The organism is Luteolibacter sp. AS25 (assembly GCF_046736275.1).
Classification (GTDB): Bacteria; Verrucomicrobiota; Verrucomicrobiia; order Verrucomicrobiales; family Akkermansiaceae; genus Luteolibacter.
Window position 1 is genome coordinate 216,199 of the sequence record NZ_CP151837.1, and the last position, 15,113, is coordinate 231,311.

The 15,113-nt window shown below is 51.3% G+C and carries 7 protein-coding genes; 2 read left to right on the top strand and 5 right to left on the bottom strand.

What is annotated here, in order from left to right:
* Positions 1 to 238: 238 nt before the first annotated feature.
* Positions 239 to 5,152 (bottom strand): LamG-like jellyroll fold domain-containing protein, encoded by a 4,914-nt coding sequence (locus AAGA79_RS00975; protein ID WP_411826913.1) that lies wholly within the window; start codon positions 5,150 to 5,152, stop codon positions 239 to 241.
* A 486-nt stretch (positions 5,153 to 5,638) separates the two neighbouring features.
* Positions 5,639 to 10,069 carry a hypothetical protein gene (locus AAGA79_RS00980; RefSeq protein WP_411826914.1) on the bottom strand — a complete coding sequence of 1,477 codons (4,431 nt, stop codon included), beginning with the start codon at positions 10,067 to 10,069 and terminating at the stop codon, positions 5,639 to 5,641.
* Positions 10,070 to 10,352: 283 nt separating this feature from the next.
* Here AAGA79_RS00980 and AAGA79_RS00985 point away from each other — a divergent pair, with 283 nt between their 5' ends.
* Together AAGA79_RS00985 and AAGA79_RS00990 are read left to right on the top strand one after the other, a co-directional pair.
* Complete coding sequence (locus AAGA79_RS00985; protein ID WP_411826915.1) at positions 10,353 to 10,868, top strand: hypothetical protein; 516 nt, start codon at positions 10,353 to 10,355, stop codon at positions 10,866 to 10,868.
* Positions 10,869 to 10,927: 59 nt separating this feature from the next.
* Entirely contained in the window at positions 10,928 to 12,046 is a 1,119-nt protein-coding gene (locus AAGA79_RS00990) for a heparan-alpha-glucosaminide N-acetyltransferase domain-containing protein (protein WP_411826916.1), read from the top strand.
* Positions 12,047 to 12,526: 480 nt separating this feature from the next.
* Here AAGA79_RS00990 and gap read toward each other — a convergent pair whose 3' ends face one another.
* From gap to AAGA79_RS01005, 3 genes are all read right to left on the bottom strand, one after another.
* Positions 12,527 to 13,576: a type I glyceraldehyde-3-phosphate dehydrogenase gene (gap, locus tag AAGA79_RS00995; RefSeq protein WP_411826917.1), complete on the bottom strand. Its 1,050-nt coding sequence runs from the start codon at positions 13,574 to 13,576 to the stop codon at positions 12,527 to 12,529.
* A gap of 154 nt (positions 13,577 to 13,730) precedes the next feature.
* Positions 13,731 to 14,708: a class I SAM-dependent methyltransferase gene (locus AAGA79_RS01000; protein WP_411826918.1), complete on the bottom strand. Its 978-nt coding sequence runs from the start codon at positions 14,706 to 14,708 to the stop codon at positions 13,731 to 13,733.
* Complete coding sequence (locus tag AAGA79_RS01005) at positions 14,705 to 15,112, bottom strand: acyl-CoA thioesterase (RefSeq protein ID WP_411826919.1); 408 nt, start codon at positions 15,110 to 15,112, stop codon at positions 14,705 to 14,707. The genes AAGA79_RS01000 and AAGA79_RS01005 overlap by 4 nt, the downstream gene beginning before the upstream one ends.
* Position 15,113: the final 1 nt, after the last annotated feature.

The window sequence follows — 15,113 nt, forward strand, 5'->3', positions numbered from 1 at the left end:
CAAGGGGGAGAATCATACAAGGCCAAGCCAATATAGCCACTGGTCAAATGACCGGTTTGCGATTGCCACCAGTCGCTCTTATAGGAGCTCGCGGGTGCTGCTACTCTGGAGTATATGGCGATAAATTATTCGGATTTTTGTCTGAATAAAAGTCATAGTCCACCACGATCAAAACATTTATATAATTAATAAAATAAAAAAGCAGCAGTCTTGGTGACTGCTGCTTTTGTTTTAGCGATTAATTATTAAGACCAGAGAAATCAATTCCCTGAATCCACGCCGGGAAGTTCTGCCCGGAGTTACCACGACTTATGGTCACTTCGGTGTCGCTTGTATAACGGCTCCAAAGCTTTGCTCGGGAGACTGAAGTCCCCGTCCCATTGGATCCATTATATAGCCAACCGAAGCGCGCGCCTGATGGTGTAGAGTCAACTGTGACAGCCAGATCAGCGTTCCCGCTGCTTCCATCGCCTTTGAAACGATAGTCAACATTCAAGTCTGGATGGGTCATGGTGTAGACATCGAACCAATAGGTATCGGTGTATTCGGAACCTACTGCCACGGTGCTCTCAGTCGCATTTTGGCTTACTCCATTTCCGAGAGTTACAAGGCAGCCTTCTGCACCGTCACCTACACCTGAATCGAGACGAGTTCCAGTCGCCCATACCCATGTTTTATCACGAGAGACGGGATCAATGGCTACGGTAGTGTATTCACCAGTCGCATCGGCTCCATTTCCTCCGTTGCTTCCTGTAACTAGGCTATGTTGAACATTCCATTCGGAGCCCCATTCAACGACGAAGGTTGTGGCTGTGACGTCCAGCAAGGTCTCACCCGCAGAATTCCGGTTCCAGCTGATTGTGTTACTGCCGGTTGGGTAAAACCGGGTGTGCGCACTTGCGTTGTCATAGCCGGTGGTGGGAGTGCCTGTATAACCTACACCGCCGCCACGGTATCCACCGAAGAGGACGACTTGATTGATGTCGCTCCATGCCGCTCCTACTTCTGTTCCAGAATTTCCGGAAATGTCTACTGAGGCAATGTCGATAAGGTCAAAGCCGGCTGCGCTTGTTGGGTTGGTGCATTCAACGACAGTGATCACACCTTCCCAGTTATAGGTCGCAGCAGAACGGGTGAGGATGATCCGATCGCCGCTTCCGCTACCGACCATATCTCCTGCGTATAGATTAGCACCCCATGGCACTCCTGTAACACGAGCGTAGTCATTGTCAGGAAGAGAACCTCCGTCGCCATCACGTGAACCACGCACAAGGATGAAGTAGTCATCAGCCAGATTCTGATCAAGAACCAGTATCTTGCTAGTCCCGGTAAAGTCGCCGGTAGTCAGGTAGTATTCTGTAACCCTGATACCTGCAGAACTATTGCTTACAGGATTATTATTAACTGTCGGATTTGTTCCGTTTTGGTATTCCTGCCAGTTGGCAACGCCATCGCCATCGGCGTCTCCCAGGGAACCAGCGTTGGTGGGTTCTATCCCGTGGCTGACCAACCAGGCCCTTGGTGTACCATTGATGGTCTTATAACTGTAGGCCAGATCCGAAACTTCGCTGGCACTCAATGCAACGTTGTAAAGCTTCACTTCGTCAATGATTCCAGCGTAAGATTGATTGTTAAGATCGTTGCCTAGTATAGCAGTAGTGATTCCTGCCATACTCCGTGTGTTGCCTGTGCCACTTAGCCAGAGACTGCCGTTCAGATAGATCGCCATCTGACCTGTAGAGGCGTTCTTGGTAAAGACCCAGTGATTCCACTGATCTTTGTATTCCGAAGGAGAGGCGGCTTTGAGAATACGATCGTTGGCTGAACCTGTATTGCCAGCATGCCAGTAGACGAAGCCATTGCTCCAAGGGAGGCTAATATTGACAACTCGATTTCCAGATCCGTCGGTCGCATCGAAGAGCGTATCCGCTCTCGCCTGAGTCGTATCCCCGTAGACCCAGAAGGCCATTGTAACCTCATTATTGAGATAATAAAATGGCTCTGAAGGAAGCGTGACACTGGAGCTGCTACCATTGAATGCAATGGCTTTCCCCTCTATTCCGGCCACTCTGGTGCCATTTACTGAAGACGCGTCAAAGTTATTGCCAGAATCATCGGCTATGTTCACACCGGAGTTTTCATCCATCGACCAGTCCGCGATAAGGCCTGATGCGATTTTATCTAACGAGAGATGCTGTATAGATTTCTCACCTCCGCTGTCATCCTGAGCGTAGACCGCAACACGATAGCTCTTCGTCAAATCAAAGCCGCCTTCAATGACGCCCGAGGCTTCGGTCACTCCATTGATTGAGTAACTCCAGTGGCCACCAGGAAGGATCTCAATGACAACCTCCGTGGACTCATTCACTGGGAATTGGATGTAATCGCCGGATCGATCTAAAGTGGTTCTCGTCGACCCATCCGTGAAGGTGAGTCCCTGTGCAGTATTACCACCATTCTCAGTCAGGTTCACCCCTAAACTGTAAACACTGGTATCCACCTTGAACGGGTTGTAACCTGAATAGGTGGATAGATCCGTATCGGTGCTGATGAGTCCAAAAGATAAATTATGGGCAAGCACATCACCGATCGAAGCTGTTGTATAGTATGCAGTTAGTCTGAAACCAGTATGCGACTGCTGGGCATCAGTTGAATAAGCAATCGCTCTTTTGTAGAATTGTGAGCCACTATTATTATAGACCAACTCGCCGTCAGCATCTTCTGACCAATACCCGTTCTGGATTGAGTTATTTGTCCATGGTAAGATCTCCTTGTTCGCGAGTGGAGTATACGGCGTATTGAAGGACCAAACGTCTCCAGTGATAACCCTTCTGCTGGCCATAACAGTGTCGACTCGCCAGTAGTAAGTCGTGTTATTGTTCAATGTGGTATGATCCGACAAGGTGACGATATTTTCTGGATCAGTCTTGCTGGTCAGAAGTGACAGAGAATTGGGATTTGTGCCGAAGTAAATATTCGCGCTTACACCATTTAGTCCGATGAGATACATCAGGTCTGTATCAAGTTTTGCATTACCTCTTCCATTTCGTGGAATTGGCATGGAAGCCTGCTCCTCTTGTCTACCAGGAATCCAGTATGTGTTGTCGCCATACTCATACGCTCCAAGATCTGGAGCGGAACCTAGATAACCCTCGGTGACATTGACACTGACTCCATCGATCGTGCATGTGATTGGAACGCCTTGGTCGATCAGTTCGACCGCATCTGCCCGCGGGCGGAAATCCCAGTTATCAGGATCGCGCAGTAAGTCATGCATAGTTCGTGAACTAGTAGAAAATGAAGGAGAATAGTTATTTGAATCAATTCCGGTCAGCCCCCAATCGTTCTCTGCGCGATCGCTACTACCGAGAGCCCACGCACCACCCGCTACAAAATAGTCGGGATCAACGGACTGCTCAACAATAGTGCTTAATACATCGGCGGCATTGTTGCGGGAAAAAGTATTTGCGTTTCCACCTTTGTCTTGGGCGACATTGAAATTCGAATACTCACCAACCGCAATGTTATGATAGACCTCATGGAAATCCCCTTTTAATCGGTAGGCATTATCTCGATGAGAATATTTGATTGAATGTGAAACATTGCGATATATGTTACCATCGAGAGTGCCTACGACACCGGCATTGAGACCATCCCAGCGGAAGTCCCGTCGTAGATTCTCCATAAACCAGTTATTACGGGCAACGGACTCCCATACGTGCTCCAGAGGTGAATACATGCTAGAAGCGTCTCCTCCAAGTAGGCAGCATTCGGTATGGAAGTTATATTCTGCAACAAAAGGATGAATCTCATCTGCATTCACATAGCGACGTAGACGAACCGATTGTAGCGCTGAAGAGTATGAAACGGTGTTACGGCGGTAGACAATATCCATCGCGTTATTAAAATCCACGGCATGAAGTGCACGTCGCTGACCATAATCGTCCCGATCATCAATTTGATAATGGGTAATCTTATAAAACAAACAGTTTTCAACTGTAATCCCATCAATATAATTAGCATTGAAGCCCGTGTCAGTGGCATATTTAAAGCTACAGTTATAGACCCTAATATCTTCGCAGAAATCGGTGGATCCTCCCGTGAAATCTGTCGTCTTAGCTTGCTTCTCGGAGGCTATTGCTCGTTCAGTAGATGAGTAGTAATCAAAGTCACAGTTCTGAATCGTAATATGGTCAGAAAAATTGAAATCGACAGTAGTCGCAAAGAAATTCAGACCATCAAAATTGACGTGTTGTGTAGTCGCATCTCCTGTAAAAAAATGTATCAGCTCTTTCCCATACACATTTAAGGTATTTGGGTTCGCGTTATTCTTAGGCCAGAAAGAGAGCTTTTTAGTGGATTCGTCGTAAGCCCATTCCTGCGATCTATCCAACATAATACGTTCGGCATTATTTAACCCTCCTTCTAAAAAATACGGGCTTGTTCCTGATTCCAACCGGAGCGGAGCATTGTGAGTAAACTCTGCATCTCCAGTTGCGTGTGCGGTAATAACTCTGGGGGATCCAGATACCATTACACATCCAGTAAAAGAAACACTAGAATCAGCTACATTATCGGCACCACTTTGTGGCTGGTCGACAGCGGTTCCATGAGTCGGGGCAGACTTGTAAAGATACTTTTCATTCCCCCAGACCTGATCCGAAAAAGCCAGCGCGTTAGGGAAGCGTGCCAGCGTCATCACTTCGTTATCAACGAACAACTGGGTAATGTCTCCGATACTATTGGGAAGTGTGGTCACGTAGACATTGCCGATCCCCGGAATGTCTGCTGATGGCGTATCATTGCCTGCCGGGAGGCTAACGCTATTCCTTGTTTCCAAAGTCCATGCAGTTTCGATTTCTATCCGGCCATCTAAGACGACCTCCTCGCTCTGGTAATTGGTTATAGTTATTGGGCGCGCTGCGGTGCCAGCGATGCCGGATAAATCTACGGCTTCGTGATAACTACCACCACGAATAAGAACCGAGTCACCAGGAATAGACTGGTTAACTGCGTGCTGAATGGTGGCAAACGGAGCGGCGAGCGTTCCGGGATTCGAGTCGGACCCGCTGGTCGACACGTAAGTATCCGCCTGAGCGGACAATCCGAGGGCCAGGGAAGTGCATAAAATGCACAATCTTGCATGTTTCATATAGTTTTTTTGGGTTTGTTCCAATCAGTAGTGCTATTGGACAGCTAAGCGGCTGTAGTGTTTTACAGTGTCTCGTGTATATCTTACTAAAAATTGGAGAGCTATAGATGCGTTTGAGCGATTCTTTTGTAAATAAAAATTGCAGGATAAATATACGGGATTCCGGAATCGGCCAAATATTAAATCGAGAGTCGGCCCGTTATAGGCCCAAAAGTGCCAGCATACCGATGTATACTGGCTCAATCGATAGACGTAAATGTTTGGATATTCAGATTCCTTGGATCCAAGTCGGGAAATCCTGTCCGGAATAGCCACGGGTTATTATGACTTGGTTGATATCAGTCCATGTTGTTCCGTTTATAAGAAATTCTGCATCACCTCCATCAACCCAAGTATTTGTTTGTATCTCATTTTTCGGAGTTTTTCGCTCAGTCTTGAGAAGAAGAGGAACCAGCACACAAATGGCTGCTGGTTCCGCTTTGTGCATTATTTGTTCAGACCTGAGAAATCGATCCCTTGGATCCAGGCCGGGAAATTCTGCCCGGAGTTACCCCGGCCTATAGTGATTTCGTCGTCATCGGTGTAGTTGCTCCATAGCTTGGCCCGTGTAACCGAATCTCCCGTTCCGTTGCAGCCATTGTAGACCCAGCCAAATCGGGCGCCGGATGGTGCTGAATCAACGGTGAGAGCCAGATCCGCGTTTCCGCTATTGCCATCGGTCTTGAAACGGTGATCCACCTTCAGATCCGGGTGGGTCATGGTATAAACATCGAACCAATAGGTATCCGTATATTCGGATCCTACCGATACTGTGCTCTCGGTGGCATTTTGATCCACTCCATTTCCCAGGGTTACCAAGCAACCTTCCGCTCCGTCACCCACGCCCGAATCGAGTCGGGTGCCTGTTCCCCAGACCCAGGTGTTGTCACGGGATACGGAGTTGATGGCCGCTGTGGTATATTCACCTGTCGCATCGGCTCCGTTTCCGCCGTTGCTACCTGTTACCAGACGGTGCTGAACGTTCCACTCCGAGCCCCACTCCACGACGAAAGCCGTAGCAGTGGCGTCGATTAGAGTCTCGCCTCCGGAATTCCGGGTCCAGTTGATGATGTTACTCCCGCTCGGGTAGAAGCGGGTGTGGGCGCTCGCGTTGTCGTATCCCGAGGTGGGTGTGTCTACGAGGTTCACACCGCCTCCACGGTATCCGCCGAAGAGGACCACCTGGTTCATATTGTTCCAGGCAGTCACGGTTTCTGTTCCCGAATTCCCCGTAACATCGACGGAAACGAGATCCACCAGGCTGAAGCCAGCTTGATGGGTTGGCTCCGTGCATTCAACGACTGTAATCACACCTTCCCAATCATAGGTCGCAGCGGAGCGGGTGAGGATAATCCGGTTATTACTTCCGCTTCCCACCATATCTCCTGCGTATCGATTGCCGCCATATGGCACCCCTGTGACACGGACATAGTCATTGTCGGGAAGGGATTTTCCATCGCCATCATGTGAGCCGCGTACCAGAATGAAGTAGTCATCGGCAAGGTTCTGGTCGAGAACGAGAGTCTTCTGGGTTCCGGTGAAATCGCCGGTAGTGAGGTAGTATTCGGAGATGCGAATGCCAGCGGGATTGTTGATATCGGTAGAGGCTTCCTCAGGTAGGATCGTATTGGATTTGCTGCCGTTGAAATCCGTGGCAGTGCCCTCCAGTCCGGTTACCCAGATTCCGTTGATTGCGGTGGTATTCTGGGATTGTGCGGATGAGCCGGAGACCGCCGTCCCATCAGCGTTGTCCGTCGACTGATTTGCGACGAGTCCATTGACCGAAAGCATGTTGAAATCCACGGCTATGGACTGGATGCTTTTACCGCCGCCGTGGTCGTCCTGACCGTAAACGGCAACGTGGTATTCTTTGCTGAGATCAAAGCCTCCAGCGATGACCCCGGATGCTTCCTCAATACCATTGATTGAATAACTCCATGCGCCATTGGGGCCTATTTCAATTACTACCTCGGTGGAAGCTCCCGCAATAAATTCCACGTTTGTGCCTGATTGGTCGAGTGTTGTGACCGCGGAGCCATTCGTGAACTTCAGCCCCCGGTTTCCGGCGACATTCACACCCAGACTGTAAACGCTGGTATCCGTAGCGAAGGGATTGAACCCTGCATAGCTGGCCACATCTGTATCCGCACTGATCAGACCGAAGGAAAAATTATGCCCCAGACTGCTGTTAATGGTTCCGGTTGTATAATTGAACCTGAGGGTAAATCCCGTGTCCGATTGATATGTCTCGCTTGAATACATCAGCGAGCGGTAGTCGTAGTTGGTGCCGCCGTTGGAGTAGCTCAGTTCGTCAGTTGTTCCCAGTGAAGCTGCCAATGAGGTCCAATACGCACCACCATTGATCGAGTTTGTTTCCATGGGGGGAAATTGCGCATCCGTAACAGTGATCTGTAGGTTCACCTGAGTGGTCTGGGAGCCATCGCTCAATGCCACCTGAACTGTATTGGAACCGGAATTCGCATCGCCCGGGATGCCACTCAGCTTCCAGAGATCCGGAGCCACTTGTTCCAAGTGCACCCATGACGCACCTCCAACAGCTGTCATCGTCAGCGCGTCCCCATCGAAATCCTCGAAATCCCGTCCGCGCTTGATCAGATATTCATAATCCCCACGCTTATAGGCATCGGGAAGTATTAGGGGAGATGAAATCCAGACCGGTGCTCCACCTCCTGTGTTGTCAAAGGTGACGGGATTCTCAATAACCTGCAGTTCCACCTCGCGGGATCTCGCCTCAATATTCACATCCCTGACTCGCAGATTGAACTTGTGGGAAGTTGCGTCCGTTTCGGTAGGGACACCGCTCAAAATCCAAGCGCGAGTATCGTTCGGGTCACGGGAAATACTCAACCATGAAGGTCCACCTGCCTGAGCCCATACAGCGTCAATTTCATCGCCTTCCGGATCCCAGAAATCTTTTTCCTCTTCCAGAACGTGATAGTAAGTCTGTCCGATGATTGCCTCAGGCAGGATCGTCCTTCCTCTCGTCCAGTTTGGAGCGCCGGGATTCTGGTATTGGGCCAAATGGTCATCCAGCATCTTGAACAGATCATAGGCCCATGGTCTTAGCTGGGTCACCCCCTGGGATGTGTAGCTTGAACCTCCCCAAGTCATGGACCCGCCTGCTTTCAGCGCTTCGAGGTTCCATCGGAGGAAGTCCGCCTCCTTGCCTTCCCATGCATTGATGGGACCATCTTCCCATTTTGTGGTGGCGACCTTGGAGTGGTAATTCCCGACGACCAGGTCATCCCAGGTCCAGCTTCCTCCATCATGCACGTAGCCATTGGTTTCCACCATGCGGGTCACGTGATTGTAGTTCCGACCGTATGTCCCTGATGTTTCGCTGGCGTGGTCATTATTTCCTCCGTAGGCATGACCAAAGGTGAAGTCTTCAAATTGAACTGCGGCGGCAAACGGAAAACTATTATAGTTTACCGAGCTCCTACCATTGTTATAGGCGACCGGGATATCAGGATTACCTGCATGGATGGCGTTGGTGAAAGCCTGGTAGATCCGCTGTTCCTCGATAACACCGCTGCCGTCATTATCGCCATTCGCCGGCATGTCATCCCCGGAATCAAAGATCCACTCGTCAATGAGATGTCCATAGCGCAACGCGTAATCCTTGAGAACGAATTCCGCGTAACAAAACATGTATTTGCGCTCCGGGTAATCATCCTCACCATCTCCATCAGCATCCGCCACATACGTTTGTGTGGCGCTATTCCAAACTCCACGGTGGAACGGTTTGCTATTGATGAAAGCCTGGATTTCAGGGTCGGTATCGCAATAATTCTGCCAGCTGGCCACTGCTGCGTCGAAAATGGCACCATTTGTGCCCGTGAGGTTTTTACAATTACTATAGCCCTTCACGTAAAATCCGGCATTCCTGATTTCCAGGATCTTGGCGAGCATGATGTCGTTGTCAGGCTCGTCCTGACTTAAATCCCCCCACGCAGGAACTATTGTGAGACTGGGATCTACAGTCTCCAGGATTTTGCTCTGGGCAAAATGAAGGGCGGACTCCGAAGCACCAGAGTTGAAAGTTACCTGTTTCGTATCGTGTGTTTTGAAATCAGCCATCTGCCAGACCACACCGGAGCCGCCGGACCAAGTGCCCTTGATATGTTCTGCGCGTTCGCCATTGGCATATCCGCTTTCGAGCTGGATGGATTCGATGGCTTTTCCACCGCCATTATCGTCCTGGCCATAGACAGCCACTCGGTAGTTCTTCGTCAGGTCAAAGCCTTCAGGCAATACGCCGGAGGCTTCGTATATGCCATCGATTCGGTAGCACCAATACCCGCCTTTTCCGATTTCTATAGTCACCTCACATGTCTGACCGGCCTGAAACTGGACCCGGGTTCCGGATTGATCCAGTGTCGTCACTGTCGCCTGGTCTGCGAAATTCAGACCTCTGGTGGCTGTTCCTCCATCAGCCGTTACATTTGCGCCAATACTGTAGACGCTGGTATCTACGCGGAAAGGATTGAAGCCGGTGTAGGTTGAGAGGTCGGTCTCGCTGCTGATCAGGCCGAAGGAGAGATTGTGTGCGAGCGAGCTTCCGACAGATCCTGTTTTGAAGTTTACCCTCATTACAAAGCCAGTGTCGGACTGGAAGGTATTGGTTGAATACAGAATCGCCCTCCTCGTGTAGCTTGTGCCACTGGTGCTGAACGTGGCGTTGCCGTCGTCGTTCCAGGAGTGGCCCTGTATGGTTCTATTTGCCGCACCACCGCCGGTTCCGGCATTTGTGGCAAGACCATCGTTATCAAAGGAGTCCTGGTAAAGGACGTCTGCGTGGGCAATTGCGCCACCAAGAAGTAGCAGCCATAAAGCTGATAGTCGGATATGGGTCATTTTTTGGGTTTTTGGATTTTCCGAGAGTTCTGAATTTATTGATTAATTAACTTTATGGCCAGTAAGATTTTAGGGAAATATTACTGACAGTTTCGGTAATTGATAATGGCGCTACGGATGCCAAACTCCTGGTATGAGGCGTTTATGTATATTTAGCTTGGTGTTTTGTTTGGCTTTCACGGCTTTGCCATTGTTCGGGGAAGGGGTCCGGTATGTTTTATTTGAAGGGAGTGAGTCGCCGGATGGTCGTTTCGGTTTGGCGTGGGGGATAAAGGATGGCTATATGAGTCTTACCGACGACGGGGGGCTGGCAGAGGGTGTGAGTCTGGATTCGGTTGAAAATTATGTGGTGGACCTGAAGGGCGGGCACATCGTGGGGACCACCGGTTCGAGTTATTTTGCGACGGGTGGTTTCCGGAAAAATCGCGGTGCTTTGAATTGGGTCTGGCGTGGGGACGGGAAGGCGTTGTTGGTGGAAGAGCAGGCCCGGTTCGGATCTGCAATTGTTGTTAGGATTCAGATTTTCCCCGGTCGATCACCGGAGTATCCGCGGGTGGAAGTGGTCGCGATTGATTCAGCGATGGAGCGCGTGGCGGTGGAGATGCTGAAAAAGGACAAGGATCTCCCGGAAGAGGCGCTCGGAAGTTATTTGTTTAATTTCACGCCCGAGAGATGGGACGGGCAAACAAAGATGATATTCAGGATGCTGGCCCAAGTGCCGGAGGGCGTGGATGATCCGGTATACGAAGAGGTTCTGAGGTTCTCGATGCCGGAAACAATTGTGAATCTCGAGGAGTAACCTTTGATGGAAGGGTTTCAGAATGGGCTGGTCTCCAAGCTGCTATATAGGCATTGCTTATGGACATGGGTGAGGCGGCGATTGAGAAACCGAAAGTGAGATTGAAATTTATCGATCTGGCACGAGCGATTGCTATTTTGCTGATGCTGGAGGGGCACTTCGTGGGACTGACTTTGGCCGATCAGGCACTTTATAAGGATCACCCTGTATATATGGTGTGGAACTTCATCCGTGGATTTACCGCTCCACTGTTTTTCACGGTGGCGGGGATGATTTTCACCTATCTGTTGATGGGCGCGAAGGAGGTGCATTTCTGGAAGCGGGTGCGTGTAAGAAAGGGGCTTATGAGGGCCGGAGAGTTGCTGGTTTGGGGGTATGTCCTGCAGCTGTGGATCAAGAGTTGGCGCGATTATCTGCGGGGAAATTTCAGCGATTGGTTTTACGCATTCCACGTCCTGCAGTGTATCGGGATGGGCCTGATCCTCCTGATTCTGGTGGCGTGGATCTGCAGTTTTTTCAAAAAGCTTCCGCTGTATGTGGGCTACCTTATTACGTTGGTCGTGGCCCTGATGTTTTACTCGTGGATGAAGGGTCTGCCGGAGGGGGCGTATTTCCCCGAGGGTGCGCCGCAGCTTGTGCAGAATATGTTCCGCGGGAAGTATTCGGTTTTCCCGATTGTCCCGTGGCTAGCGTTTCCACTTCTCGGGGGAGCACTGGGAGCATTCCTTCGGAATGAGCGGGTATCCGGGACGGGAGCAATGGCCAAGTATTGGCTGTTTCTGGTAGCGCTGGGATTGAGACTGCTTTGGGGTGTGATTCCGGAAATTCCGGGTTTGAGCGCGGAGGTGATCGAAGGATTTTCGTGGTTTGCGGGGCGTGCTTCACAGGTGGTGTTTTTCCTGGGTCTGCTGCGCTGGATCGAGATCCGCTGGGGAATTGGCCTTAGCTGGATGCGGCGTGTAGGGCAGGAGACGTTCGCGATCTATATTTTCCACGTGATGGTGCTCTATGGAGGCACTTTCGGGCTGGGACTGAAGAACTGGTATAAAGAGGCGCTAAGTCCATGGGAGGCTGCGGGTGGCGCTCTACTGTTTGTATCCTTCTTCGCGGGATACGCGGTTTTGCTGAATATGTGGAAGGCAAGGCGTAGGGCGGCCAAGCTTGTGGCTGCGGGGTAGAGGAATCTCTTCCATGGGTGATTAGCCCTGGATGAGGAAGTAACTAGGTATTCCAGAGATGTTGGGAACCACTTTGGAGAAGATTGCAGTAGAGATGCGGTGAGGCATTTCCAACTACGGAAATCCAAGTGTGCTGTGAGCCTGAAAAGCAATCATTTCGATGGAAGAGTATGTCCCGTTACTTCCAGCTGAGGGTGGGACAGGTTATTCTGCTGCCTGCTCTCGCTTTCACTGTTAAAGAGTTTTGTTTATGCGGAGACCTCCATGAATTTGGAGGCCCGTAGGCAGTGTATCGACGACTACGTGGCGAAGTAGGTTTTGGTAGAGAGAACCATTTCATGGGGGAGCTGATCCCCCGTGTTACTACCGATGTCTTCATTATTCGTCTTGAATGCCGGGCACAAAAAAACGGGCTGTCCGATTTGGACAGCCCGCTTGCGTGAAGAGTTTTAGCCTGGTTGGCTTGGCTCTTCCAAAGGGTTAGATGCCTTTTTTGACGACGTCGTCGAGAAGGTCGATAACGCGGTTGGAGTAGCCCCACTCGTTGTCATACCAGCTGATGAGTTTGAAGAAGGTGGAGTTGAGCTCGATGGAGGAGCCTGCATCGTAGATGGAGGATGCCGGATCGTGCACGAAGTCTGTGGAAACCACTTCATCGGTGGTGTAGTTGAGGATGCCTTTGAGGTAGGTCTCGGAAGCCTTTTTGAGGGCTGCGTTGATTTCCTCGAGGGATGTTTCCTTCACTGTTTTCACGGTAAGGTCTACGCAGGAAACGGTTGGAGTAGGAACGCGGAAGGACATGCCTGTGAGCTTGCCTTTGACTTCCGGGCATACGAGGCCAACTGCTTTTGCAGCACCTGTGGTGGAAGGGATGATGTTGATCGCTGCGCTGCGGCCGCCTTTCCAGTCCTTCTTGGAAGGGCCGTCCACTGTTTTCTGAGTGGCTGTATAGGCGTGGATGGTGGTCATGAGCCCTTCCTGAATGCCGAAACCTTCCTTGAGAAGGACGTGCACGAGCGGTGCGAGGCAGTTGGTGGTGCAGGAAGCGTTGGAGATGAGGTGATGCTTGGCTGGATCGTAGTCGCCGTCGTTGACGCCTTGTACGAATGTGGCAACGCCGTCGCCTTTACCAGGAGCGGAGATGATAACTTTTTTCGCGCCGGCGGTGATGTGGCCTTGGGCGAGTTTGTCCTCTACGAAGAGGCCTGTGGATTCGATGACGATGTCGACACCGAGTTCTTTCCAAGGGAGTCCTTCAGGAGTGCGGGCGGAAACGACTTTGATGTCGTGGCCGTTGACGACGATTATGTCGTCTTCCTCGAGCTCGGGAGAGGATTTCTTGGATGAGACTTCACCGGCGAATTTGCCTTGTGTGGAGTCATACTTGAGGAGGTAAGCGAGGTTATCAGCTGGGACGAGGTCGCCGACGGCGACAACATTGAAAGTGGTGCCGAGGTGGCCTTGCTCAACAAGTGCGCGGAAGACGAGACGTCCGATGCGGCCGAAACCGTTAATGGCGATGGTGGTCATATTTTTCTTCTAGTTTTCTAGTTTATGGTCGTGAGACTTATGTGTGACACGCAGCGGATTAGGGCTGTCTCCGCCGCTGCGGCGGGATTGTGCATGGATAGATCCTTGCGTCAATAGGACTATAAATAGCGCAAATCCTGCCAAATCCTAATTTTCATGAGGAAAAAATGATTTTATAAGCGTGGTCTTCGAAAATCGGGCGGGATCTAAGGCCCAAGGAGCTGAGGTGTGCTTCGTATGGTAATTGCCTGTTTGCAACGAGGTAGAGGGAGCCGCCACGTTTGAGAGAGCTGACGGCGGTGGAGATGAAGGCTTTCCCCAGATCAAGGTCTTTGCTCTGTGCGGAGTGGAAGGGGGGATTGGTGATGATGTGATCGTATTTCTCCGGGAGTCCGGTGGTGACATCGTGCCAATGGAAGGCGGCTTTCCCGGTCGGGAGATTTTCCCTGGCGCAGGAAAGTGAGCGGGAATCTGCCTCGAAAAGGTGAATAGCGGAGATCTTGGGTGATTTTTCGAGGGCGATCCTGCTTAGGTATCCCCAGCCAGCGCCGAGATCCGCAACCTGGCCGTGGAGGGAGGGGGGTAGAAATTTCGCAAGGAGCTCGGAGCCGGGGTCGATGCGGCTGGCGCTGAAAACGCCGGGCCGGGTGATGAAATCAGTGCCGGATATAGGAGATGGCTGGGCGATTTCTTGCCAGGACCGGAGAATATCCTCATTCCAGGCTTCTGTGTTGGAGGCGGTGAAGGCGCGGCATTTGTTTTTGGAAACAGATGCTATGATGGGGGTGGCGCGGCGGAGTTCTTTCTCAAAGCGGGATGCGCCGGAGGTATTGGATAGCGCGGTAATGAAGGTGCCACCGGGAATCAGGAGATCGTGGGCGAGGGCGTAGCCGGCTAGGGTTTCTTCCTTCGATTTCCCGGGGAGGAAGATGATGTTGGTGAATTTGCCGGCCGGCTGATCGGTAAGCTCCATGCCGGCGGAGAGGCAGGCTTCGGCGAGGGGTTTGAGCGGCTGGTAGCCCAGAGATTCCGGAAGGTCCGGGTGGTATTGGGCGCCCAGAAAAAGGGTCCGGCCGGGCTGGAGCGGGGTTTCGCGCAGGGCGAAAACGAGTGTTTCGAGGGCGGGGTTCATGCTCGGTTCCAGTTTTCCGGGTGGAGGCGGACGGGTTTGCCTTCCGGCATCTGCACCATGGCGAGTGCCTGGCGTGAGGTGGCGAGGAGTGTGCCATCGGATTCGCGGGTGAGCTCGAACTCGCACCAGAAGCGGGCGGAGCCAACTTTTCCAATTTTTCCGACGATCTGAATCCAATCGCCGAGTTTTCCGGAGCGTTTGTAATCGATCTCGGTGCGGGTGACTACGGGGAAGAGCAATGTTTCCGACATCTTCTTAAGGTCCATCCCTAGTTTTGCCGCGAGGCGGGTGCGGCAGGTTTCGATCATGCGCAGATAGGCGATGTTGTGGACGACTCCGCCGCAATCTGTATCGAAAAACATGACTTCCTCGCGTGTGGTGATTTGAACGTTGATCTCCTCCATG